The following is a 24,835-nucleotide window of genomic DNA, read 5'->3' as shown; positions in this document are numbered from 1 at the left end:
CAACCACGCCGCGCCAGGTAGTTCGCACCGTCCTCGACGTTCCGTGCTCGGGATCAGCCCGGCCGTGGACCCGTTGAACGACCGATGCGAGGGGGACCGTACGTGCTGGAGACGTCACGGGACTGGGATGCGGAACTGGTGGCCACTTTGCTGTGGCTCGCCCGCGGCCTCGGGATCGCCGCGGTCTGTTTCCTGGTGGTGGCCTGGCTGCTGATCCGCACCACCGTGTGGGGTCGGCAGTTCTGGCGGATCAACGGTGCCTACTTCACCGGGCGCGCGAGCCTGCCGGTCTGGGGCATGCTGGCCCTGATCCTGCTGTTCACGCTGTTCGCGGTGCGCATGAGCGTGCTGTTCTCCTACCAGGGCAACGACCAGTTCACCGCCCTGCAGGCCGCCGCCGCGGGCATCGCCCAGGGCGACCAGGCCACCCTGGACGCCGGCATCGACGCGTTCTGGGCCGCCGTCCGGTTGTTCATCGTGCTCGCGATCATCCACGTGGTGCGGATTCTGACCGCGTACTGGATCACCAGCGCGTTCGATATCCGCTGGCGCAGCTGGCTGATCGATCGGACCACCGACGACTGGCTCAGCGATCAGGCCTACTACCGCAATCGGTTCGTCGAGAGCCGGATCGACAACCCGGACCAGCGGATCCAGCTGGATACCGCCAATGTGGCGATCCAGACCCGGCAGCTCGCCTTCGGCGCCGTATCGGCGATCACCTCGCTGATCTCGTTCTCGATCGTGTTGTGGGAGCTCTCCGGCCCGCTGACCCTCTTCGGGGTGACGATTCCGCATGCGCTGGTCTGGTTCGTCATCGGATACGTGGTGCTGACCACGATCATCGCGTTCTGGCTCGGCCGCCCCTTGATCGGCCTCAACTTCCGCATGGAGCAGGTCAACGCCAACTTCCGCTATGCCCTGGTCCGCCTGCGCGACAGCGCCGAGCGGGTCGCCTTCTTCCGCGGCGAGGTCGTCGAGGGCGCCGGCCTGCGGGCCCGGTTCTCCCGGGTGGTCGGCAACTTCTGGGCGATCGTCTACCGGACCCTGAAGTTCGACGGCTGGAACCTCAGCGTCAACCAGGTGGCGCAGTTCTTCCCGATGGTGGTGCAGGCCCCCCGCTTCTTCGCCGGCGATATCGCCCTGGGCGGCCTGACCCAGAGCTCGTCCGCCTATACCCAGGTCCACGCCTCGCTGTCGTTCTTCCGGGAGGCCTACGGCGACTTCACCGAGTACCGGGCATCACTGATTCGCCTCGACGGATTGATGGCCTCCAACGGGCAGGCCCGCGCCCTGGCCTCGGCGATCCGCGAGGTCGGTGTCGAGGGGTTGCGGCTGTCGGACGTCGACGTCTCGACGCCGGACGACCGCACCCTGATCAGCGACCTGAACCTGTCCGTCCCCGCCGGGGAGGCGATCGTCGTCAAGGGGCCGTCCGGGGCCGGCAAGACCACCCTGCTGCGCGTGATCGCCGGTATCTGGCCGTTTGCGTCCGGCACGGTCACCTATCCCGAGGACGACCGCACGCTGTTCCTGTCGCAGATGCCCTACCTGCCGCTCGGGGATCTGCGGACCGTCGTGGTCTACCCCACCCACGTCGGCGACGTCGACGACGAGACCATCCGCGCCGCCCTGACCGCGGTGCAGTTGGGACATCTGGCCGAACGGTTGGACGAGGAGGGCGACTGGGCGGCGATCCTCTCGCCCGGCGAGCAGCAGCGCATCGCCTTCGCGCGCATCCTGCTGATCCGCCCCGACCTCGTCCTGCTCGACGAGGCGACCTCGGCCGTCGACGAGGGCCTCGAGTACGCCCTGTACACGCTGCTACGGACCCAGCTGCCGACCTGCGCGGTGGTTTCGGTCGGCCATCGCAGCACGATCGACGCCCACCACGATCGGATCCTGACGATCGAGGGCGACGGACCGTGGCGGATCACCGCGGGCAACCCGGCGAAGACGCTGATCTGATCCGGCGACACGGGCCCCGCGGATCCGGAGCCTGTCGGACCCGGATGCTGCAATGGGGAACGTGGGTAGTCATCTTCTGGTGCGGCGTCCGTCCCTCGCCACGGGACGCGCCTGGTCGACGGGCGCCCGCGATCTGATCGACGCCTCGGCGACCCCCGAGGATCCGTATTGGCTCGTCGGCGGGGGACCGGGCACCGGCAAGACCGCGCTGATCGTCGACACGGTCGCGCAGCGGATCGCCGTCGACGGGTACCACCCGGAGTCGGTGCTGGTCCTGGTGCCCGACCGCGCGGCGGCCGGTCGGGTGCGGGAGGCGATCTCCGCGGTGATGCCCCGTACGGCGGGGTGGGCCGGCCGGGGCCCGTTGGTGCGGACGCTGCACTCCTACGCCTTCGCGATCCTGCGGTTGCAGGCCGCGCTGCACGGCAATCCGCCGCCGCGGCTGTTGACCGGCTCCGAGCAGGACGCGGTCATCCGGGAGATGCTGCGCGCCGAAGTGTCCGACGGCGCGGACGATTGGCCGGACGAACTGCGCCCGGCGCTCGGGCTCGCCGGATTCGCCCGCGAACTGCGTGACCTGATGCTGCGGGCCGCCGAGCGCGGATTCGGCCCGGAGGACCTCGTCGCCCTCGGCCGCCGACACGACCGGCCGCGATGGGTCGCCGCCGGCCGCTTCGCCAACCGGTACGAGCAGGTCATGTTGTTGCGCGGCTCGGTGGGCGTCGAAGCCCCCGAGGCCACCGCCCCGGGTCTCGATGCCGCCGAACTGATCGGCTCCGCGCTCGCCGCCTTCGCCACCGACCCGGAACTGCTCGCCCGCGAACGCGCCCGGGTGCGGGTGCTGCTGGTCGACGACGCCCAACACCTCGACCCGCAGGCGGTCATCCTGGTGCGGGCGCTCGCCGCCGGCACCGACCAGACCGTGATCGCCGCCGACCCGGACCAGTCCGTCTTCGGCTTCCGCGGCGCCGATCCGCGGTGGCTCGGCGAGCTGCCGCTGTCCGGCGGCGATCGCCGGGTCGGCCTGGACACCTCGATGCGCAGCGGACCCGACATCGTGCGGGTCGTCTCGTCGATCTCCGCGCGACTGTCCGGCTCGCCCGCCCACCGGCCGCCGCTGTACCCGGGCCGGGAGGCCGCCGGGCGCGTCGATGTCGAGGTGGCGACCTCGACGGCCGAGGAAGCCGCGATCGTCGCCAATACCCTGCGCCGCGCCCACCTCGAGGACGGCGTGGCCTGGACGGACATGGCCGTGATCGTGCGGTCGGTACCGCGCAGCTACGCGGCGATCCGCCGTGCGCTGGTCCTCGCCGGCGTCCCGGTCGCCGGGGCCGGGGCGGAGCTTCCGCTGCACCGACAGTTCGGCGCCGGGGCGCTGCTACTGGCCCTGCGCGCGGCGACGACCGCCGCGGCGGAGGGCAGAGGTTTCGACATCGACGACGCCACCGCCCTGATCAGCGGGCCGATCGGCGGCGCCGACCCGATCTCCTGGCGACGCCTGCGCCGCGGGGTGCGACGCGTGCAGGCCGCATCCGAGCAGGAGCAGGGCGCCCCCGATGCGAGCCTGCGGATCATCCACCGGTTCGTCCTCGACGGCGGCGACGGGGACGAGCACCGGCACCTGCTCGCGGGACTCACCGAGATCGAGGCCGCGCCGATGGTCCGCGCCGCCGCCGCGGTCGGCGCCGCCCGCGCGGCCCTGGACCGCGGCGACGGTCTCGAACAGGCGTTGTGGGCGGTCTGGCAGACCAGCGGATTGCAGCGGCGGTGGGTCGGCGCCGCCAAGGGGCGCGGAGCGGCGGCCGCGGCGGCCGACCAGGACCTCGACTCGGTGGTAGCACTGTTCGAGGCGGCCGGCGCCTACGTCGACCGGCTGCCGGGCGCCACCACCGCCGGATTCGTCGAGTACGTCGTCGAGCAGGAACTGCCGATGCGGTCGAGCACCCCGGCCGCCGAACGTGACGCGGTCGAGGTGATCAGCGCGCACGCCGCCGCCGGACGCGAATGGTCGGTGGTCGCGGTCTGCGGGGTGCAGGAGAACCTGTGGCCGAATCTGCGCCCCCGCGGCTCGATCCTCGGCATCGACGAACTGTTCGACCTGACCGGGCCGAACGCGGCTGCCTCCGGCGGCACCACCGTGCTGTCGCGCACGGCGCCGTTGGTGGCCGAGGAGCGCCGCCTCTTCCTGATGGCCTGCGGTCGCGCCCGCGACACCCTGCTGATCACCGCGGTGCAGTCCGCCGGTGGCGATACCGACGCGGTGGTCTCGAGGTTCGTCAACGAACTGCCCATCGCACCGACCGACCCCGGCGACCGGGGGCTGGTGACCTCCCCGGCGCCCGGCCCGGGGCGGCGGGGTCGGCTGCTGGCCGCGGGCGCGTTGATCGCCGAATTGCGAGCCGCGGTCGGCAATCCCGACGTCCCGGCCGAGCGGCGCGAACGTGCCGCCCGCAGCCTCGCCCGCCTCGCGGAGGCCGGGGTTGCGGGGGCACACCCCGACGAGTGGTACGGCGTCGCGGAGGCCTCGACCGATACGGCGCTCTGGCAGGAGGCGGACGGCCCGGTGCGGCTGTCCCCGTCGACGGTGGAAACCCTGCTGGCCTGCCCGCTGCGCTGGCTGCTGGAACGCAACGGCGGGTCGGAGGTCGCGGCCACCCCGGCGGCGATCGGCAGTCTGGTCCACGACCTCGCCGAGCGGGTCGCCGACGGCGCCGAACCGGCTGAGATCCGCGCGGAGCTCGACCGGAAATGGGAGGCGATCGAACACGATTCGCCGTGGCTGGCCGAACGCGAACGCGAACGGGTCGCCGCCATGGTCGAGACCTTCCGCACCTGGCTGCGCGCGACCCGCACCGAACTGACCGAGGTCGGACACGAGATGAGTGTCGACGGGGTGCTGCCGGCCACCGAGCGGTCCCCGGCGGTTCGGCTGACCGGACGCATCGATCGGCTCGAACGCGACGCCCTGGGCCGACCGGTCGTCGTCGACCTCAAGACCAGCAAGAACCCGATCACCAAGGACGACGCCGCCGCCCACGCGCAGCTGGCGACCTATCAACTCGCCGTCGCCGAAGGCCTGGTGCCCACCGTCCCCGCCGAGCAGCCCGGCGGCGGCCGACTGGTCTACCTGGCCAAGTCCGCCACCAAGACCGGCGCCACCGAACGCGAACAGAACGGGCTGGGCGTCGAGGAACTGGCCGGCTGGCGCGAACTGGTCGGCGAGGCGGCGCTGGCCACCCGCGGCCCGCTGTTCCGGGCGACGGTCAACGCGACCTGCCGCACCTGCCCGGTCGCCACGTCCTGCCCGGCGCACGAACACGGCCGCCAGGTCGTGGAGTAGCGGTGGAGCTGTCCCCCGGGCGCATCGCCCGCGAACTCGGGCTGCCCGCACCCACCGACGAACAAGCCGCGGTGATCGCCGCCCCACCCGGCCCGATGCTCGTCGTCGCCGGCGCGGGCGCGGGGAAGACCGAAACGATGGCCTGGCGCGTGGTGTGGATGGTGGCCAACGGCTACGTCACCCCGGAGCAGGTCCTCGGCCTGACCTTCACCCGCAAGGCCGCCCAACAGTTGACCGCCCGCATCCGCAATCGGCTCGCCCGGCTCGCCGGTTCCGGCCTGGTGGCGACCGCGCGGGATACCGCGCAGTGGGGCGAACCCGAGGTGAGCACCTATCACGCCTACGCCGGGCGGCTGGTATCCGAGCACGGTCTGCTGCTCCCGGTCGAACCGTCCGCGCATCTGCTGACCGAAACCGAACTCTGGCAGCTCGCCTACCGGGTGGTCACTCGCTGGGACACCGCGCTCGACGAATCGCGCCTGCCCGCATCGCTCACCGAGACCGTGCTCGCCGTGATGGGGCAGCTCGACGAGCACCTCGTCGATTCCGACACCGTGCGCGCGGAGGCCCGCCGCCTCGAACAGCTGGTGTGGGCCCTGCCCCCGGCCCACCGGCAGAGCAAGAACCCCAAGCAGGAGCTGCTCAAGATCGTCGACACCGCCAACCGGCGCGCGGACCTGCTCGACGTGGTCGACGAGCTGGTGCGGCGCATGCGGGAGACCAATGTGGTCGACTTCGGTTCCCGGATGGCGGCCGCCGCGCGGCTGGCGCTCGGTCATCCGCAGGTCGGCGCGGTGGAGCGCGATCGCATCCGACTGGTCCTGCTCGACGAGTACCAGGACACCGGACACGCTCAGCGCCTGCTGTTGTCCGCGCTATTCGGCGGCGGCGTCGCCGGCGCCCCCAGCGTCACCGCGGTCGGCGACCCGATGCAATCGATCTACGGGTGGCGCGGCGCCTCGGCGGCGAACCTGCCCCGCTTCACCACCGACTTCCCCCGGCATGGCGGCGCGCCCGCCGCGGTGGGCGAGCTGCTGACCAGTTGGCGCAACCCGCCCGAGGTCCTCGACGTCGCCAACCACATCGCCGACCCGCTGCGCACCGGCGGCGTCCCGGTCTCCCGGCTGCGGTCGCGCCCGGACGCGCGGTCGGGGACGGTGACCGCCGCCCTGTGGGCGGATATCGAGACCGAACGTGCCCGGGTCGCGGAGTGGATCGACGCCGAGTACGCCGCGGCCGCGCGGGAGGGGAAGCCCCCGCCGACCGCGGCGGTCCTGGTGCGCCGCAACGCCGATGCCGAACCGATCGCCGACGCCCTGCGCGAGCGGGGGCTGCCGGTCGAGGTCGTCGGTCTCGGTGGCCTGCTGCATACCCCCGAGGTCGCGGACATCGTTGCGGTCCTGCGCATCCTGGCGGACCCGTCGGACGGGGGAGCGGCGATGCGGGTGCTGACCGGCGCCCGCTGGCAGATCGGCGCCGCCGACCTGACCACCCTCTGGCGGCGGGCACGGCGGCTGACCGATCGACCGGCCACCCCGACGCCCGGGGTGGTGATCGCGCCGGAGATCCTGCGCACCGATCCCGCCGGGCTCATCGACGCCGTCGCCGACCCCGGTCCCGCGGAACACTATTCGGCCGAAGGTGGGCGCCGGATCGCCGCGCTGGCCGACGAACTCGAACGGCTGCGCCGCCGGGTCGGGCGACCGCTGACCGAACTGGTCGCCGACGTCGAGGCGATGATCGGCATCGGCCCCGAGGCGACCACCCGCACCCTCGCCCGCGGCTCGGGCCGCGCCACCATCGTCGCCGGGCGCGAACAGCTCGACACCTTCGCCGACGTCGTCGCCCGTTTCGACCGCTCCGGCGACGCCTCGCTCGACGCCCTGCTGGCCTACTTCGACGCCGCCGACACCATCGAGGACGGTCTGCCGATCGGTGAGGTCGAGGTCTCGGAGCATCGGGTGCAGGTGCTGACGGTGCACGCGGCGAAGGGCCTCGAATGGGAGGTTGTCGCCGTTCCGCACGTCAGCGACCGGATCTTCCCGTCGACGGGCAAGGGGCTGAGCACCTGGATGTCGGTGCCCCAGGAGTTGCCGCCGGACCTGCGCGGCGACCGGGTGGGGGAGGGCGAGGTCGGCGGATTTCCGCGGCTGAACCTCGACGATGTCACCGATCGCAAGCAGCTCGAGGAGGCCTTCGAGCGGCACAAGCAGGTGCTGGTGCGCCGGCGGGACGACGAGGAGCGCCGGCTGTTCTATGTCGCGGTCACCCGGGCCGAGCGGACCGTGATGATCTCCGGTGCGCAGTGGACCGGTGCGTCGAAACCCAATGGGCCCTCCCGGTTTCTGGAGGAGGTGCTCGACCTCGGGGCCGAAGGGGCGGTGACGGTGCCGGAGCGGGCGGAGGCCGGCATCGACAACCCGATCGTCACCGTCGGCCGTTCCGCACTGTGGCCGGACGACCGTCTCGGCGTCCGGCGCGCCGGCATCGAGGAGGGCGCCGAACTGGTGCGGGCAGCGCTGGCGCGGGGGCCGGCGAATTCGGGGGAAGCAGCGGACGAGTACGACGACCCCGAGGGCTGGGCGGCCGATGTCGAGCGCCTGCTGGCCGACCGCGCCCAACCCGACGTCGACGTGACCGCCGTGGTCCTGCCCAGCCACCTGTCGGTCAGTCGGCTGGTCGATCTGGCCAAGGACCGGGAGGAGTTCGCGCAACGGCTGCGCCGACCGCTGCCGTACCGGCCGAATCCCTTCGCCCGTAACGGCACCGCCTTCCACGCCTGGCTGGAGCGGCGGTACGGGGCCACCCGACTGCTCGACCTCGACGAGTTGCCCGGCGCCGCCGACACCACCGCCGCGACCAGCGGCCCGCTCGAAGAACTGCAGCGCGCCTTCGAAGCGTCGCCCTGGGCGCGGCGCACGCCGATCGACATCGAATCGCCCTTCGAGACCACGATCGGCACCACTGTCCTGCGCGGGCGCATCGACGCGATCTTCGCCGACCCGGACGGCGGGTGGACGGTCGTCGACTGGAAGACCGGAAACCCTCCGGCCGACGACGAGGTCGCCGCGATCGAGGTGCAGCTGGCCGCCTACCGGATCGCCTGGGCCCGGCTGATGACCGCCGAAACCGGCGCCGAGGTATCGCTGGACCGGGTCCGCGCGGCCTTCCACTACGTCCGGGTGGGGCGCACGATCACCTCGACCGGACTACCCGACGCCGACGCGCTCGCCCGGCTGCTCGATGGGGATACCGCGGCGGTTGCCGAGACCGTTCCGGACGACGCCGGGGCAACGCCGACGGCCGATCGCCCGACCCCGACGGTGTCGCAGGACCCGACATCGGAGGCCCCGGGAGCCGGCCGCAGGTCCGGGGACACCACCCGTGAACAGCGGGGACGACGGCAGCGGCCCCGCACAATCGACCCCAGCGACGATCAGCCGGGGCTGTGGTAGCCGGGGCCGTCTATTGTCGCGGTGGAACCAACCGGGTCGAGGGAGTGGGGCGGTAGAGGTATGGCCGGACGGCTGCGGCAACGCTACGAGGCGTTGACGGATCGCCCGGATTTCGCGCTGGTCGGCGTGCTGCGCATCCCGACCGACGAGTCCAGCCCGTGGCGCGCGATCAGCAAACGGATCGCGATCGCCATCGCGGTGATCTTCATTTCCGCCGGCATCGTCTGGCTCGACCGGGACGGCTACCGCGACAACCAGGGCAACGAGCTGTCGTTCCTCGACTGCCTGTACTACATCACCGTGTCGCTCTCGACCACCGGTTACGGCGATATCGCACCGTTCACCCCGCGCGCCCGCCTGATCAACGTCCTGGTGATCACGCCGTTGCGGGTGTTCTTCCTGATCCTGCTGGTCGGCACCACCCTCGCCGTGCTGACCGAACGGTCCCGGCAGGCGTTGAAGATTCAGAGATGGAGGCGTTCCGTGCGCAATCACACGATCGTCGTCGGCTACGGCACCAAGGGCCGCAGCGCTGTCGACGCGCTGCTCGGAGACGGCGCGTCGCCGAGTGAGATCGTGGTGGTCGACACCGAGAGCGAGTCGCTCGAACACGCCGCCCGCGCCGGTCTGGTGACCGTGCACGGTTCGGCCACACGGTCGGATGTGCTGCGGCTGTGCGGCGCCCAGCACGCCAAGTCGATCATCGTCGCGGTCAACCGGGACGACACCTCGGTCCTGGTGACGCTCACCGCCCGCGAGATCGCCAAGAAGGCGAAGATCGTCGTTGCGGTCCGCGAGGCGGAGAACACCCACCTGGTGCGACAGTCCGGCGCCGACTCGGTCGTCGTGTCCTCGGAGACCGCCGGCCGGCTGCTCGGCATCGCCACCGAGACCCCGACGGTCGTGGAGATCATCGAGGACCTGCTCACCCCGGAAGCGGGATTCGCGATCGCCGAACGGGAGGTCGAACCGGAGGAGGTCGGCGGCTCGCCCCGGCATCTGTCCGACATCGTGTTGGCGGTCGTGCGCGACGGCAAGCTGATGCGAGTCGGCACCCACGAGGTCGACGCGGTCGAGGCGAACGACCGGCTGCTCTACGTGCGCCGGGTGCCGCCGCGCGAATCGTCCCGCGAGGCCAATCGCGAGAGTGCCCGGGAGGCCGAGCGCGCATGAACCTGCCGTTCCATCTGCGCGCCGAACCGGTCCTCTCCCGCACCGCGGTCACCCGCCACGAAGAACTGCGCGCCGACCGGGCCGCGCTGCACGCCGGCTGGCCCACCGCCCGGGTGCTCGCCGTCGACCCCAACGGCTGCATCCGGATGGACGGCTACGAGGCGATGCTCGAACCGGCCCTCGACTACGGATCCGAGCCGCCGCAGGCCGCGGTCCTGCTGGGCGTGATCGACGACCGGCACGTCTGGGCCGTCGAGGTCCCCGCGCTCGGCGCCGAGGGGCGCGATCTGCGCGCGATCAACCCCGCGACCAGCGAACAGACCATCGATCTGCTCGTCACCGCCGTCGCGGTGCTCAATTGGCATCAGGCGTCGGCCTACAGCGGCGTCGACGGCTCGCCGGCGATGGTCGCCAACGCCGGGTGGTCCCGGGTCTCGGCGACCGGCAACCAGGACTTCCCCCGCACCGACCCCGCCGTGATCTGCCTCGTCCACGACGGCGACGACCACGTGCTGCTCGCCCGCGGCCCACGCTGGCCGGAACGGCGCATGTCCGTGCTGGCCGGATTCGTGGAGGCCGGCGAGTCCCTGGAGGCCTGCGTCGAGCGGGAGATCCTCGAGGAGGTCGGCATCCGGGTACGCGACATCCGCTACCTCGGCAGCCAGCCGTGGCCCTTCCCCCGGTCGCTGATGGTCGGGTTCTCTGCGGTCGGTGATCGCGCCACGCCCCTGCGTCTGCAGGAGGGGGAGATCCTCGACGCCGGGTGGTTCAGCCGCGACGAGGTGCGCGAGGCCCTCGACCACGGTGACTGGACCGCGCAGGACCCCGCGCCGCTGTTGCTCCCCGGCACGATCTCGATCGCCCGCAGCATGATCGAAAGCTGGGCCTATCCGGACTGATCGCCGGGCCGGCCACCTCGCCCGCCGGGTCGGCCGCTCAGCGTGCCAGCTCGGCCAGCACGTCCTTGACCTGCGCCAATGTCGGGTTGGTTGCCGTCGAGCCGTCCGAATACTTCACGGTGGGCACCACGTGGTTGCCGCCGTTGACCGATCCGACAAAGGTCGCGGCCTCGGGGTTCTGCTCGATGTCGACCTCGGTATAGCCGATACCGGCGGCGTCGAGCTGGGTCTTCAACCGACGGCAATAGCCGCACCAGGTCGTCGAATAGATCGTCATCTGCGCATCTGCGGTGGTACTCACAGCACGGTCAACAGCGTCGCACCACCGATGTGTTCCCGATCCCCGGCAGAATGGTCGATGTGACTGTGCAGACCGGCGATTCCGTGCCCTCCGTGCGGACGACGTCCCGACGGTCGGGCGATTCCGGCCGCGGTCTGCCGCTCGATCCCGAACAACAGCTTGCCGTCCACGCACCGCGCGGACCGGTCTGCGTCCTCGCCGGCGCCGGTACCGGAAAGACCCGCACGATCACCCATCGGATCGCCCACCTGGTCGCCGCCGGGCACGTCGCCCCCGGGCAGGTTCTGGCCGTCACCTTCACCACCCGGGCCGCGGGGGAGTTGCGCACCCGACTGCGGGCGCTCGTCGGCCCCGACTCCGGTGGTGCCGCGGTCCAGGCGTCGACCTTCCACGCCGCCGCGCTGCGTCAGTTGCGCTACTTCTGGCCGCGGGTGATCGGCGACACCTCCTGGACCCTGCTCGACAGCAAGTTCGCTCTGGTCGGGCGCTCGGCAACACGGCTGGGCCTCGACGCGAATACCGACCTCGTACGCGACCTGGCGGGCGAGATCGAATGGGCGAAGGCCTGCCTGATCGGGCCCGAGGACTATCCGGCGGAGGCGGCCCGCCGCCGGCGACGGGTGCCTGTCGAGGTCACCACGATCGCCCGCGTCTACCGCAGCTACGAGGCGGCGAAGATCGAGGCGGCCGCGGACAGCGGCGCGATGCTGCTCGACTTCGACGACCTGCTGCTGCACACCGCGGCCGCGCTCGAGGACAACGCCGCGGTCGCCGCCGAGTTCCGCGATCGGTACCGCTGCTTCGTCGTCGACGAGTACCAGGACGTCACGCCGCTGCAACAGCGCCTGCTCGACGCCTGGCTGGGGGATCGGGACGACCTGACCGTCGTCGGCGACGCCAACCAGACGATCTACTCGTTCACCGGGGCCGGCCCGCGCTACCTGCTCGACTTCGGCCGCCGCTTCCCCGACGCCACCGTGGTGCGCCTCGAACGCGACTACCGATCGACGCCGCAGGTGGTCTCCCTGGCGAATCGGGTGATCGCGATGGCCCGCGGCCGGGAGGCGGGGATGCGACTGGAACTGGTCGCCTCCACACCGGACGGCCCGGAACCGACCTTCACCGAGTACCCGGACGAGGCGGCCGAGGCGACCGGGGTTGTCGCCCGGATCCGCCGACTGGTCGACGAGGGCATCGAACCCGGTTCGATCGCGGTGCTCTACCGCATCAACGCGCAGTCGGAGCTCTACGAGGAGGCGTTGTCGGCGGCCGGGATCGCCTTCCGGGTACGCGGCGACGAGGGGTTCTTCGACCGCCCGGAGATCCGCCGCGGTATCGCGACGCTGCAGCGGGTCGCCGAGAGCCAACAGATCCACGGGCCGGGGGAGGCGACGGTGCCGGCGTTGGTGCGCGCCGCGCTCGCCGAGGTCGGTCTGACCCCGCACGAACCGTCCGGCCGCGCCGAACAACAGCGCTGGGTATCGCTGGATGCATTGCTGCGCTTGACAAATGATCTGGTTGACGCCGGTCAGGTGACCGACCTTCCCGGCCTGCTGCGCGAATTCGCCGAACGCGCCCGCGGCCGGCATGCCCCCGACAGTCGCGGGGTGACCCTCGCATCGCTGCACGCGGCCAAGGGATTGGAGTGGGACGCGGTCTTTCTCGTCGGTCTGATCGATGGGACGCTGCCGATTTCGTACGCCCTCGGCGACGCGGCAACCGGGGAGGACCAGGCGGGCATCGAGGAGGAGCGGCGGCTGTTCTATGTCGGAATCACCCGCGCGCGCAGCCGATTACATCTGTCCTGGGCGCTCACTCGCGCCGGCGGCGGTCGCACGCGGCGGCGGTCGCGTTTCCTGGCCGCCATCGCCCCGGAACGCCCGCCGGTGGCGGTCGACGACCGTCGCACCCCGCGCCGGGGTGACCCGGCCCGTTCCCGCTGCCGGATCTGCGCCTCGCCGTTGGTCGGTACCGAGGCGGTGTTGTTGGGCCGGTGTACGAAGTGCCCGGCGGACGTCGACGCCGACCTGCTCGAGCAATTGCGGGAATGGCGCACCACCACCGCGGCGGGGATGGGGGTGCCGACCTTCGTCGTCCTCGGCGACGCGACTCTGCGGGCGATCGCCGAACAGCGGCCGACCGATGTGCGCGCACTGGTGGCGATCGCCGGGATCGGTGCCAAGAAGCTCGACCGTTTCGGCGAGGACCTGCTGGCGCTGGTGCGTCGACGCGGATGAGCCGTCCGGCCCGATCGGCGCCGCGGGAGGAAACCGATGGACGCAACCGGGAGGATGTGTGGAATGTCCCGGTGGGTACACCACCCGTTGCCGGGCCGTGCATGGCAAGATAACGCCGTAATGTGAACGTCCGTCCAGTACTCATCGCGAGCCGCGGTCTCGCGCGACGGCCGTTGCCGACCGTTTGCGACGCCGATGAAAGTGACCGATCCGCATGAATGCCTGGCTTCTCTACTCGATCGTCCACTTCCTGACCAGCACCCTGCCGCTGCTGATCACCTCGCTCTGACGAGCGGACGGCCCGATCGGGCTCCTGGCGGTTGTTGCGCATAACCGCAGGTAAAAAATAGTTTGCGGCGCGTGGGATCGCCGCTTACCCTTGTCCCATCCTGTTGTGACGACACGGCATGCCCGCCGTTGTCGTCGAGTCGAGTGGAGGTGCAGCCGTGATCGGAACCATGAATACGCCGTGGATCGGTGCGGTCGTGCGCCCTCGTGCTGCCGTCGGCGCCACCAATGCTGCCCGGGGCGGAGCTCTGCCCGCCGAGGCCGGCATCGCCTTTGTTGGCGGTACCGCCGCCGCCGGCGAAGCAGCCGGCGCCCTGCGCCCCGCCCCTCGCGCTCCGTGGGTTGACGATCGGAAGCCCGGCCTATGACAGGCTGACTCCCGGCATCGCCCGAGGCCACGGACCGCGAACCTGCGGACCGTGGCCTTTTTTTATGTGCGCCAACGCATATCGAGTCCCGGTTCGCTCCTTCCCCGATCGACCATCGACGACACAGGAGTCACCGTGCAAGCATCAACCCGTATCCGCCAGCGGATACCTTGCCGCGCAGGCAATCCGGACCTCTGGTTCGCCGACCGACCCGCCGACCTGGAGCGGGCGAAGCAACTGTGCGAGCCGTGCCCGATCCGTCGCCACTGCCTCGCCGCCGCTCTCGATCGCGGTGAGCCGTGGGGAGTCTGGGGTGGCGAGATCTTCGATCAGGGCACCGTCATCGCGCGCAAGCGGCCTCGTGGCCGCCCGCGCAAGGTGGCCGCCGAACTGCAGTCGGCCTAGGGCCGGGCCGAGCCGTGCTACTCGTCGGTGGTCGACCCGGAGGTACCGGAGCGCTGAGGTTCCTCGACCTGTACGGGGTCGGGGACCTCGGCGTAGCCGGGCATCCACTCGGTGAGAATTCCCATGTACGGCGCCTCGGCGTCCAGTTGCGCGCAGATGCCCACCGAGCCGAGCAGCACTCGGAAGATCATCAGATATTTCGCCGGCATATTCAGTGAGATGCCGGTCTTGAACTCCGCCGAGGAGATATCGGTCGCGCGCCCGGCGACGCTTTGCAGCCATTTACGGGTGAAGTGGAACGACTCGCTGTGCAGCGGGTCGGTGAACGGTCGCAGATAGTTCCTGATCTCCGCGTGGGTCACCGATCGGCCGGGCAACACGAATCCCCATTGGTAGAGCAGGGCGGTCAACTCGTCGAAACGCTGGTCGCGCGCCAGTCGGACCATCCGCCCCAATTCCGGCGGCAGGCCGTCGGGCAGCCGGGCCGCGGCTCCGAAATCGAGGATGCCCATCCGGCCGTCCTCGAGCAGCTTGAAATTGCCCGGATGCGGATCGGCGTGCAGCATCCCGGCCCGCTTGGGAGCGGTGAAGTTGAACAACGCCAGCAGCATCCCCGCGCGATCGCGTTGTTCGCGTGTCCCGCCGGTGATGATCGACGCGTAGGACGGGCCGTCGAGCCATTCGGTCACCGCGACCTTCGGGGCGCCCGCGACCACCTTGGGAATCACGAAATCCGGATCGTCGGCGTACGCCTTGGCGAAGGCCCGCTGGTTCTCGGTCTCGATTCGGTAGTCGAGTTCCTCGTTGGTGCGCGCGCTGAGCTCGTCGAGTACCGCCTTGACGTCCGTTCCCGGCATCACCGACGACATGATGCCGACAAATCGCGACAGGGTCTTCAGGTCGGCGCGCAGCGCTTCGTCGGCGCCGGGGTATTGCACCTTGACCGCCACGGTGCGCCCATCGCTCCACTGCGCCCGGTGGACCTGGCCGATCGACGCCGAGGCGATCGGCTCGGCCTCGAAGTCCTGGAAGCGGCTGCGCCAGCGGGTGCCCAGCTGCTGATCGAGCACCCGGTAGACCGTCTTGGTGGGCATCGGCGGCGCCTCGGCCTGCAGCTTGGTCAACGCCTCCCGATAGGGCTCGGCGAACTCCTCCGGGACCGCGGCCTCCATCACGCTCAGTGCCTGGCCGAGCTTCATGGCGCCACCCTTGAGCTCGCCGAGCACGGTGAACAGCTGCTCGGCCGCCTTCGCCGCCAGTTCGGCGTCGACCTCCTCGCGGTCCGCACCGGTGAGCTTGCGGCCGAACCCGACCGCCGCCCGCCCGGCAATGCCGATCGGGATGCTCGCCATCTTCGCGGTACGGGACGTCCTGCGGCGCGGAATGTCGTCGGTCACCCTTCCATCATCGCCTACCCGACGACGCCGTCGGTATCAGGTTGGGGCGCGTCACGCCCGCGGCCGAGATGTGGTCCGTTCGGTACACAGACATAGCGGATGTGGTGACCAGGGCATCCGGCGCACGGGTGCGTCCGGCGAGGTGACGTGCAGGGTCGCGTCCACCGCGGAGGGATGACCGTCGCCCGACAGCAGGGCCTCGATCTGGCCGACGGCCGCCGCGGCGGTCACCGCCAGCATCGCCGGGCTGCCCCACCCCACCCGCGCCACCATCTGCGCCGCGAGGAAGGGCCACCCCGGATCCCACTCGCAGCGGGTCAGGTCCACACAGCGCAGGCAGACCGTGCGTCCGGGCACCACCAGCGGGCCGATCAATCCGCTCCCGTCGCGAATGCGCACCGGAAGGTGTGGGGTGCCCGCGTCGTCGAGGATCGCGATCAACTCCGGAGGGGGCACCAGATGATCGGCGATCACCACGCAGTCCGCCGCGACCGTGCGCGCTCGGGTGCCGACCGTCCACACCCGCTGATCGACCCGGGCGATGCCCCGCAGGCCGGCGGCGATCGCATCGGACAGCGGGCCGCGTCCGAACACACGAATCGACCGGCCGACCGCCGGCCGGCGCGCGTCCCGGACCAACCCGGCGGTGCGCAGTTCGGCGAGCAATAGCCCCATCGTTTCCGGATCGACCCCGAGTCCGTTTGCCGCCCATAACACTTCGGGAGTGCTGCGGGATCCGTCGAGCAGTCGCAGCACCGCCGCCACCCGGTCGGGGTCGGGGCGCCCGGCCGCCGGCAGCCCGACCACCACCGCCCGGTCGGGATCCCAGCCGAGTTGGACCGTCCCGTCCCGGCGGCGCAGCACGTCGATCGAGGGATCGAGTTCGGGTCGCCCGGGACCGGTCGGCTCACCGCTCTCGGCGGCGCCGAACCCCGGAAGCGGCCGGTCCGGGAGCGATCGGCCCGGAATCGATCGGCCCGGAATCGAACGGCTCGGTAGCGACCGCGTCGCCGAGTCTGTGCCCGGCGGTGCGTCGCGCGTCTGCGAAGCCTCCCGCGTACCCATGGACGTACTGTGCCGCATCGGGGTTCGGCGCGCTTCGATCCATCCACAGGCCGCCACGGCCATCCACAGCTAGCGAATTACCCCTTGCGCGAACACGCTTCGCGTGCCGGCCGGTGGGAGCGGACGTCCGGGATCAGTTCCCGGTCGGCTTGTCGTCCTGGCCGGTGGGACCGCCGGAGGTGTCGTCGCCGGGGGTCTTGTCGTCGTCCGTCTCGGTGGACGGCTTCTCCTCGGCGGCCTCGGCGCGCTGAGCCCATTCGCGCTCCAACTGAGCGATCGGATCGTCCAGCCCGTCGGTATCGCCACCGATCACCCGGTCGATGAATGCCGCCGGGTTGTCGAGGTCCTCGCTGTCGGGCAGCAGATCCGGGTGGCCCCACACCTCGTCGCGGCGCTGCTGGCCCGCCGCGTCGGTCAGCCGGCTCCAGAGCGCCGCCGCCTCACGCATCTTGCGGGGTCGCAGCTCCAGCCCGACCAGCGTGGCGAAGGTCTGCTCGGCCGGTCCACCCGAGGCGCGACGTCGCCGCATCGCCTCCGAGAGCGCGGCCGCACCGGGCAGTCGCTCGCCGAGTGCGGCGGTCACCGTGGTGTCCACCCATCCCTCGATCAACGCGAGCAGGGTCTCGAGCCGCTCGAGTGCAGCCTTCTGCTCCGGCGTGGTCTTCGGCTCGAAGGCGCCGGCCTGGAAGATCTCCTGCAGCCGCGCCGGGTCGGACAGCACGCTCGGATCGAGGTTGTTGACCTGCTCCTCGATGCCGGAGACGTCGATGGTGATGCCGTGCGCGTACTGCTCGATGGCGCCGAGCAGCCGCTCCCGCAGCCAGGGGACATGGCTGAACAGTCGGACGTGGGCCGCTTCGCGGGCGGCGAGGAAGACGAGCACCTCGCGCTCGGCGACCTCGAGCCCGTCGCTGAATCGCTTGATCGCCTCGGGCAGCAGGGCGGCGGTGCGCACCGGGCCGAGGGGGATACCGATATCGGTGGAGGTCAGCACCTCCTTGGCCAGCTGGCCGAGCGCCTGTCCGAGCTGCGCGCCGAAGGCGGCGCCACCGACGGAGTTCAGCATGCCGACCATCGGGCCGATCATCTGTTGGGCCTCGGCCGGGAGGATCGACGCCCACATACCGGAGATCTGGCTGGCGACCGGGTCGCAGAGGCGCTTCCAGGTGTCCATCGTCTCGTCGAGCCAGGTCTGCGGCGACCACGCCACGGCACGATCCGAACCGGTGGGGAAGGTGGTCGCCTCGTCGAGCCACAGCTCGGCCAGGTGCGCGGCGTCACGAATCGCGGCGCTGGTGCCGTCGGAGATCGACGCGCTGCTGCGGTCGAGCTGGCCGCGGGCGAGGTGCTTGGCGAGCTCGTAGTTGACCGGGCCCGCACCGGTCGCGGTACCGATCGAACTGCCCATACCGCTGATCATCTGACCGAACTGACTGAGCATGCGACCGAGAGCGGCCGGGTCGACCTGCGAGGGGTCGAAGCCCTCGCCGAAGCCGAATGGGCCCTGCGCTCCGGAATCGCCGCCACCCTTTTTGCCCGACTCGCGATTGGGATCCTTGTCCCCATCATCGTCGGAGCTCGGGAAGCTGAAGCCGAAGGGCGTATCGCTCATATCTCAACGGTACAAGCCGGAAGGCCCCGGGGATCCCGTCGGCGTCGATACTTCTCACGCTGATGGCGAAACTCGAGCCCGAAACGCTCGAGAAAGCTGCGGTTCCGCTGGTATCCGGGGCGAATGCCGGCATATTGCCGGCGTGTCCGGCCACCCGCGCGACGGGAACCGCAGGGGGCACTGCCTACTGTGTAGGACGTGAATCGCCGGAACTCGCTGAACCTGGTCCTGTTACCGGTGATCGTGCTCCTCGTGCTCGGCTCGATCGTCCCGATCCCGTTCGCGACGATGGGGCCCGGCCCGACCTTCAATACCCTCGGTTCGGAGGACGGCGAACCGGTTGTCCAGATCTCCGGCGACGTCCAGGTCGATCCGACGAGCGGCAACCTCAATATGACGACGGTCGCGGTGCGGGACGACATGACGATCTTCGAGGCGCTGTTCTATTGGCTCAGCCCCCGTCAGGGTGTGGTGCCGCGCGAGTCTGTCTACCCGCCCGGCGTCTCTCGTCAGGTCGTCGAGGACGCCAACCAGCAGGACTTTGTCGGTTCGGAGGCCAACGCGGAGGCCGCCGCCCTGCGCCGGCTGGGTTATCCGACCGTCCTCGAGGTCACCTCGGTGACCCCGGACGGCCCGTCGGACGGCGTGCTCGAGGCGGGGGATCACCTCCTGCGTGTCGACGGGACCCCGATCACCGACGTCGGGCAGTTGCAGGACGCGATCCGGGGCATCGCACCGGGCACCGACGTGCAACTCGACATCCAGCGCGGCGACGCCGAGATCACCCGGACGGTGACGCTCGCCGAGCACCCGGACGATGCGTCCCGCGGCTTCCTGGGAATCGTCCCCGGCATGGTTCCGCAGGTCGACTTCACCATCGACTTCAACCTGGCCGATATCGGCGGTCCGTCGGCCGGCCTGATGTTCGCACTCGCGGTCGTCGACAAGCTCTCGACCGGTGAGCTGACCGGCGGTCGCTTCGTCGCCGGGACCGGCACGATCGACGCCGACGGGAACGTCGGGCCGATCGGCGGCATCCGCTACAAGATCATCGCCGCTTCCGAGGCGGGAGCCACCGTGTTCCTTGTGCCGTCGGACAACTGCGCCGAGGCGGAGGCGGCCGCGCCGGACAACCTGCAGCTGGTCAAGGTCGACACCCTGGACGGTGCCGTCGATGCCCTCGACTCGATCGACGCCGGCGGCAGCGCTCCGAGCTGCACGTCCTGACCGGATCGCGGTTCCGGCCCACCCGAGGCGTCAGGAGTCGGTGAAGGTGCTGCGGATCGCCTCGATCAGCGCCCCGGCCAGATCCTCGGTGGTGCGCATCTCCGACTCGCCGAGCACCCGCAGGAAGGCGAGCGTCGAGCCCGACCGCAGGACCCCGACAAAGAGTTGGGCGGGCCGGCCGCGGTCGTGGTCGACGGTGGTTTCGAAGGCGGCGGGGGAGTGCGCCTCGCCCGGCGGGACCACCAGGATGTTCTGCACGATCGCCGACCCGGCGACGGTCTTCGGCCACCGGGTGGTCGCGAGATAGCGCTCGAGGTCGGCCACCCCGCTGTCGGTGTCGTCCGGATGCTGTTGAACGGGGGTCAGAGGGCCGCCGTCGGCCAGCACCGCGGCCAGCCCCGGCTCCGCCCGGGCGAGGACGGTCGTCTCGACCAGCGCGAAGACCACCGCCGAGCCGAGGATGCCCGGGCCGTCGAGCCCGCCCTCGTCGATGTACTCGGCGATTTCCCGCAGGGCGGCGGCCAGCGCCGCGGCGTCCGGAACACCAGCGATCATCCGGATCACTATGCCGGCAGCGAAACCGACCACCCGGGGCAGATATGCCCGTCGATCGGACATCGGCAATCAGTAGAGTGGGGCCAAATCGACCGGTGGCGGCGCTGTCGCCCCACGACCGATGAAACGGAGAGTGGGCCCGTGGGCGTGCGCCCCCCGACAGGCATCCCGACGATCTCCCGCCGCAGCCGAGGGCTTCTGCTCCTCGGCGCTGTGGTGGTCCTGCTTTTGCTGATGGGCCCCCGGTTGATCGATGTCTACACGAACTGGCTGTGGTTCGGCGAAGTCGGTTTCCGGGACGTCTACCGCAAGGTGCTGTTCACCCGGGTGCTCGTCTTCGTCATCGTCGCGATCCTGCTGGCGGCCGCCGTCTTCCTGGCGATGCTGCTGGCCTACCGGTCGCGGCCCGTCTTCCTGCCGCCGGTCGGACCGAACGATCCGATCGCCCGGTACCGCACGACCGTGATGAGCCGCCTGCGGTTCTTCGGCATCATCATCCCGGTCGTGGTCGGCGTGATGGCCGGTCTGATCGCGCAGGGCAACTGGGTCACCGTCCAGCTGTTCTTCAACTCGCAGGACTTCAGCCAGAACGATCCGCAGTTCAATATGAACGTCGGCTTCTACGCCTTCCAGTTGCCGTTCATCCGGATGGTGCTCGACTGGCTGTTCGTGATCGTCGTGCTGGCGTTCCTGGCGAACCTGCTGACGCACTACATCTTCGGCGGCATCCGGCTGGCCAACCGCGACGGCGCCTTCACCCGTGCCGCCCGCATCCAACTGGCGATCCTCGCCGGTACGTTCATCCTGCTCAAGGCGGTCGCCTACTGGTTCGACCGGTACCAACTGCTGTCCGGCAGCCGCAAGGAGCCCACCTTCTCCGGTGCGGCGTACACCGATATCAATGCGGTGCTGCCGGCGAAGCTGATTCTGCTGGCCATCGCGGTGATCTGCGCCCTGGCCTTCTTCTCGGCGATCTTCCTGCGGGATCTGCGGATCCCGGCGCTGGCGACCGCCCTGCTGGTGCTCTCGTCGATCCTGATCGGTGCTGTCTGGCCGATGATCGTCGAACAGTTCTCGGTGCGACCCAACGCCGCGGAGCGCGAGCGGACCTATATCGAGCGGAACATCGAGGCGACCCGCGATGCCTACGGCATCACCGACGACACGGTCGACTACCAGGCCTACAGCGGTCTGGGTACCGCCGATCCGAGCACGGTTGCGGCCGACCGCACCACGATCGCGAATACGCGCCTGCTCGACCCCAACGTCCTGAGCCGCACGTTCACCCAGCAGCAGCAGCTGAAGAACTTCTACGGCTTCCCCGCGACGCTCGATGTCGATCGGTACACGATCAACGGTCAGCTCCAGGACTACATCGTCGCCGCTCGTGAGCTGTCCCCGAACAGCCTGACCGGCAACCAGTCGAACTGGATCAACCGCCACACCGTGTACACGCACGGCAACGGTTTCGTCGCGGCCCCGGCCAACCGGGTCAACGCGGCGGTTCGGGACGCGACCAACTCCGACTCGAACAGCAACAGCGGCTACCCGATCTACCTGGTCAGCGACATCGCCTCCGGTGACGCCGGCAACCAGTCGATCCCGGTCGACCAGCCGCGTATCTACTACGGCGAGCTGATCGCCCAGTCCGATCCGGACTACGCGATCGTCGGCGGCGTCGGCGACGACGGGCAGCCGCGCGAGTACGACACCGATACCGCGCGCTATACCTACACCGGTTCGGGCGGCGTCAACATCGGCAACTGGTTCAACCGCCTGGTCTTCGCCGGTAAGTACACCGAGTGGAATATCCTCTTCTCCGACGCGATCAGCAGCGACTCCAAGATCATCTACGACCGCGATCCGCGGGACCGCGTCCAGCGGGTGGCGCCCTGGTTGACCACCGATACCGATACCTACCCGGCGGTGGTCGACGGTCGCATCGTCTGGGTGGTCGACGCCTACACGACCCTGCAGCAGTACCCGTACGCGCAGCGTGCGTCGCTGGACGGTTTGGTCGAGGACAGCATCGATACCGAGACCGGCCGGGTGCTCCCGCGCACCGAGGTGTCGTACATCCGTAACTCGGTCAAGGCGACGGTCGATGCCTACGACGGTTCGGTCACGCTCTACCAGGTCGACGACAACGACCCGGTCCTCAAGGCGTGGATGGGAGTCTTCCCGGGTGCGGTCCAGCCCGAGAGCGATATCCCGGACGAGCTGCGGGCCCACTTCCGCTACCCGGAGGACCTGTTCAAGGTTCAGCGCGAGATGCTGGCGAAGTACCACGTGGACGATCCGAACGAGTTCTTCACGAACAACGCGTTCTGGTCGGTGCCGAGCGACCCGACGGTCGACGGTGGTACCAACCTCAACCAGCCGCCGTATTACGTGCTGATCGGTGATCCGGAGACCGGGGACCCGACCTTCCGACTGACCAGCGCGATGGTCGGCTTCAACCGCGAGCTGTTGTCGGCGTACATCTCGGTCGATTCCGACCCGGAGAACTACGGCAAGTTCACCGTCCTGCAGCTGCCCACCGATACACAGACGCAGGGTCCGCAGCAGGCGCAGAACTCGATGACGTCGGATACCCGCGTCGCGTCCGACCGCACTCTGTTGCAGAACTCGAACCGTATCCAGTACGGCAATCTGCTGACCCTGCCGATCGGCGACGGCGGCATCCTGTATGTCGAGCCGCTCTATACCGAACGCAGTACGACCAATACCTCGACGTTCCCGCAGCTGTCGCGGGTACTGGTCAGCTACCGCGATCCGGATGACGGCGGTGTGCGCGTCGGATATGCGCCGACGTTGGCCGAGGCGCTCAACCAGGTCCTCCCGGCCGGCACCGGCGATCTGGCGACCGCACCGGGTGGGCGACCGGAACAGCCGCAGGCCGAGGCCGAGGTGCAGGGCGACAGCTCGACCGGCACCCAGGAGGCCGGGGCCGCGACCACCGAACCCGCTCCGGCGACGACCACGACGGCTCCGCCGCCGGCATCGTCGGGTGATCAGGGCGCGGCGATCTCCGAACTCAACAGTGCGCTGGCGGAGGTTCGTGCCGCCCAGAGCTCCGGAGACCTCGGACGGCTGGGTGCGGCGTTCGATCGCCTGCAGCAGGCCATCGACGCCTACAACTCCTCGGGAGGCTGATCGGTGGGGTCGGTGACGGCCCCTCCAACGGACACTGTGCCCGATCACGAATGTGCCCGATGACGAAGAGGATTCTTCGTCATCGGGCACATTCGTGTTGTGCTCCGGATCGGAACGGGGGCTTACTTGCCCGCGGCGGTGGCCGCCTGCTCGATCAGCGCGGCGTTGTCGGCCAGGAACTGGTCGAAGGCGGTGCCGGCGCCGTACTGCTCGGCGAGCTGCTGGGCCTGCTGGAACTGGGTGCCCACGCCGAAGTCGTCGGCGACGACCTTGGCCTGGTCGACCGCTTCCTGGACCGGGTCGACCGGGGCAGGAGCGGGGGCCGGGGCAGGAGCGGGTGTGGGGGCCGGCGCGGGAGCCGGGGCGGATTCGCTGATCGCGGCAACGCTCAGGCCACGGCCGCAGGTCGGCCACGCACCGGGGCCCTGCGAGCGCAGGGTGTTCTCGGCGACGCGGATCTGCTCGGCTTTCGAGGCCTGGTGGGGCATACCGGTGCCGCCGTTGGCGCGCCAGGTGTTCGGGTTGAACTGCAGACCGCCGTAGTAGCCGTTGCCGGTGTTGATGGCCCAGTTACCGCCGCTCTCGCACTGGGCGACAGCATCCCAGTTGTTGGCAGCGGCAGCGGTGCCCGAACCCAAGATCAATCCGCCGGCGACGAGAGCGCCCGTCATAGCGGCCGTACCCAAGACTCGTTTTCCGATTCCGGATGCTTTCAACATGCAGACTTCCTCCACGCCGGTCGAACGCGACGTTCCGCGGAACGTCGTCGTCGGGCATACGGCACGAGCGAAGGTGCCCGGAGGCACCTGTCCCGGTGGGGTGGATCGTCCACCGCTCGAAGCTGTATTCCGATCGATCACGCACCCAGGCTGCAGGTGCGGGCTCGATGCCCCCGTTTTTGTGTAGCCGATCCCGAGGGCGAGTTCGTGATGCGCACTTGTCGTTCCGTGCGTATCCGTCACTCCCGGCGGCGGGATCGACCTGGCTCCTTTGGGAACCGATGGCGACGGTAACGAATGGATGACGGCTCGTCACCCGGGGTTGACAGACGTGCCGTCGGTTTGTTTTGTCCGAATGCCGGCATCGTGGCTGGTAATCGATGCAATTGAGACTTTTATCAATTGCGTTATCGACTTCGTGATGTGATCGAGATCATGTCTTTATAGGACCAATTGGGACGCGAAATCACGGGATGTCGCTTCTACCAGCGCCTTAGAGATCGCTGAGAGCCATTCGATTCCAGCCGGGCTATTTCGTCGTTCGGGGATAGCCCGTCGGGCGCTCGGAATCGAAGTCCGCGGCTCACCGTCGGCGCATGGTATGCGTCCGGTTTCTCCGATGTTGGGTGTCCGGCCATCCGCTCGTGGGTCCCCGTTGGCGGGGACGAGT

16 protein-coding genes are annotated in these 24,835 nt (G+C 69.9%); 10 read left to right on the top strand and 6 right to left on the bottom strand.

The annotated features are described in order from the left end of the window. Positions 1-102 precede the first annotated feature (102 nt). Genes MB1_RS23405 through nudC form a run of 5 tightly spaced genes read left to right on the top strand, consistent with a single transcriptional unit; the run spans position 103 to position 10,835 of the window. Positions 103-1,968 carry an ABC transporter ATP-binding protein/permease gene (locus tag MB1_RS23405; RefSeq protein WP_369406885.1) on the top strand — a complete coding sequence of 622 codons (1,866 nt, stop codon included), beginning with the start codon at positions 103-105 and terminating at the stop codon, positions 1,966-1,968. Between the two features lie 52 nt (positions 1,969-2,020). Beyond that, positions 2,021-5,308 carry an ATP-dependent helicase gene (locus tag MB1_RS23400; RefSeq protein ID WP_066913261.1) on the top strand — a complete coding sequence of 1,096 codons (3,288 nt, stop codon included), beginning with the start codon at positions 2,021-2,023 and terminating at the stop codon, positions 5,306-5,308. An 8-nt stretch (positions 5,309-5,316) separates the two neighbouring features. After that, the gene (locus tag MB1_RS23395) at positions 5,317-8,763 is read left to right on the top strand and encodes an ATP-dependent helicase (RefSeq protein ID WP_084352558.1); all 3,447 of its coding nucleotides are present in this window, start codon (positions 5,317-5,319) and stop codon (positions 8,761-8,763) included. Positions 8,764-8,823: 60 nt separating this feature from the next. Then, entirely contained in the window at positions 8,824-9,936 is a 1,113-nt protein-coding gene (locus MB1_RS23390; RefSeq protein ID WP_066913260.1) for a potassium channel family protein, read from the top strand. Then, positions 9,933-10,835 (top strand): NAD(+) diphosphatase, encoded by a 903-nt coding sequence (gene nudC, locus MB1_RS23385; RefSeq protein WP_066913258.1) that lies wholly within the window; start codon positions 9,933-9,935, stop codon positions 10,833-10,835. Before MB1_RS23390 ends, nudC begins: the two co-directional genes overlap by 4 nt. Before the next feature lie 37 nt (positions 10,836-10,872). Here nudC and MB1_RS23380 read toward each other — a convergent pair whose 3' ends face one another. Continuing rightward, complete coding sequence (locus MB1_RS23380) at positions 10,873-11,112, bottom strand: mycoredoxin (RefSeq protein WP_066913294.1); 240 nt, start codon at positions 11,110-11,112, stop codon at positions 10,873-10,875. 74 nt (positions 11,113-11,186) lie between these two features. Between MB1_RS23380 and MB1_RS23375 the strand changes: the two genes are divergently transcribed. The 3 genes from MB1_RS23375 to MB1_RS23370 all read left to right on the top strand — a co-directional run bounded on the left by MB1_RS23375 (position 11,187) and on the right by MB1_RS23370 (position 14,434). Beyond that, positions 11,187-13,373: an ATP-dependent DNA helicase UvrD2 gene (locus MB1_RS23375; protein WP_084352548.1), complete on the top strand. Its 2,187-nt coding sequence runs from the start codon at positions 11,187-11,189 to the stop codon at positions 13,371-13,373. 446 nt (positions 13,374-13,819) lie between these two features. Further along, positions 13,820-14,029 (top strand): hypothetical protein, encoded by a 210-nt coding sequence (locus MB1_RS25855; protein ID WP_157084327.1) that lies wholly within the window; start codon positions 13,820-13,822, stop codon positions 14,027-14,029. 135 nt (positions 14,030-14,164) lie between these two features. Next, positions 14,165-14,434 (top strand): WhiB family transcriptional regulator, encoded by a 270-nt coding sequence (locus tag MB1_RS23370; protein WP_066913256.1) that lies wholly within the window; start codon positions 14,165-14,167, stop codon positions 14,432-14,434. Between the two features lie 17 nt (positions 14,435-14,451). Here MB1_RS23370 and MB1_RS23365 read toward each other — a convergent pair whose 3' ends face one another. From MB1_RS23365 to MB1_RS23355, 3 genes are all read right to left on the bottom strand, one after another. Beyond that, positions 14,452-15,786 (bottom strand): ABC1 kinase family protein, encoded by a 1,335-nt coding sequence (locus MB1_RS23365; protein WP_066913290.1) that lies wholly within the window; start codon positions 15,784-15,786, stop codon positions 14,452-14,454. A 96-nt stretch (positions 15,787-15,882) separates the two neighbouring features. Beyond that, positions 15,883-16,896 (bottom strand): hypothetical protein, encoded by a 1,014-nt coding sequence (locus MB1_RS23360; protein WP_066913254.1) that lies wholly within the window; start codon positions 16,894-16,896, stop codon positions 15,883-15,885. A 133-nt stretch (positions 16,897-17,029) separates the two neighbouring features. Next, entirely contained in the window at positions 17,030-18,508 is a 1,479-nt protein-coding gene (locus MB1_RS23355) for a zinc-dependent metalloprotease (RefSeq protein WP_066913253.1), read from the bottom strand. A gap of 198 nt (positions 18,509-18,706) precedes the next feature. Between MB1_RS23355 and MB1_RS23350 the strand changes: the two genes are divergently transcribed. Then, positions 18,707-19,735, top strand: coding sequence for a YlbL family protein (locus MB1_RS23350; RefSeq protein WP_066913251.1), 1,029 nt, complete (start codon positions 18,707-18,709; stop codon positions 19,733-19,735). Between the two features lie 30 nt (positions 19,736-19,765). Here MB1_RS23350 and MB1_RS26220 read toward each other — a convergent pair whose 3' ends face one another. Beyond that, positions 19,766-20,290 (bottom strand): PPA1309 family protein, encoded by a 525-nt coding sequence (locus MB1_RS26220; protein WP_174532000.1) that lies wholly within the window; start codon positions 20,288-20,290, stop codon positions 19,766-19,768. Positions 20,291-20,431: 141 nt separating this feature from the next. On the opposite strand from MB1_RS26220, the gene MB1_RS23340 reads away from it, so the two are divergent. Beyond that, the gene (locus MB1_RS23340) at positions 20,432-23,446 is read left to right on the top strand and encodes a UPF0182 family protein (RefSeq protein WP_084352546.1); all 3,015 of its coding nucleotides are present in this window, start codon (positions 20,432-20,434) and stop codon (positions 23,444-23,446) included. A 122-nt stretch (positions 23,447-23,568) separates the two neighbouring features. Here the strand turns inward: MB1_RS23340 and MB1_RS23335 are convergent, their stop codons facing one another. Next, a complete protein-coding gene (locus MB1_RS23335; RefSeq protein WP_439646972.1) occupies positions 23,569-24,162 on the bottom strand; it encodes a transglycosylase family protein in 594 nt (197 codons plus the stop codon). Positions 24,163-24,835 lie beyond the last annotated feature (673 nt).

The sequence above is a fragment of the Millisia brevis NBRC 105863 genome (assembly GCF_001552615.1).
Taxonomy (GTDB): Bacteria; Actinomycetota; Actinomycetes; order Mycobacteriales; family Mycobacteriaceae; genus Millisia; species Millisia brevis.
This window is presented reverse-complemented; position numbering and strand designations above follow the sequence as displayed.

Excerpts from the sequence above, each read along its gene's own strand:
- MB1_RS23400 (WP_066913261.1), top strand. The coding sequence starts at position 2,021 with ATGGGGAACGTGGGTAGTCATCTTCTGGTGCGGCGTCCGTCCCTCGCC.
- MB1_RS23390 (WP_066913260.1), top strand. The coding sequence starts at position 8,824 with ATGGCCGGACGGCTGCGGCAACGCTACGAGGCGTTGACGGATCGCCCG.
- nudC (WP_066913258.1), top strand. The coding sequence starts at position 9,933 with ATGAACCTGCCGTTCCATCTGCGCGCCGAACCGGTCCTCTCCCGCACC.
- MB1_RS23380 (WP_066913294.1), bottom strand. The coding sequence starts at position 11,112 with ATGACGATCTATTCGACGACCTGGTGCGGCTATTGCCGTCGGTTGAAG.
- MB1_RS23375 (WP_084352548.1), top strand. The coding sequence starts at position 11,187 with ATGGTCGATGTGACTGTGCAGACCGGCGATTCCGTGCCCTCCGTGCGG.
- MB1_RS23365 (WP_066913290.1), bottom strand. The coding sequence starts at position 15,786 with ATGGCGAGCATCCCGATCGGCATTGCCGGGCGGGCGGCGGTCGGGTTC.
- MB1_RS23360 (WP_066913254.1), bottom strand. The coding sequence starts at position 16,896 with ATGGGTACGCGGGAGGCTTCGCAGACGCGCGACGCACCGCCGGGCACA.
- MB1_RS23355 (WP_066913253.1), bottom strand. The coding sequence starts at position 18,508 with ATGAGCGATACGCCCTTCGGCTTCAGCTTCCCGAGCTCCGACGATGAT.
- MB1_RS26220 (WP_174532000.1), bottom strand. The coding sequence starts at position 20,290 with ATGATCGCTGGTGTTCCGGACGCCGCGGCGCTGGCCGCCGCCCTGCGG.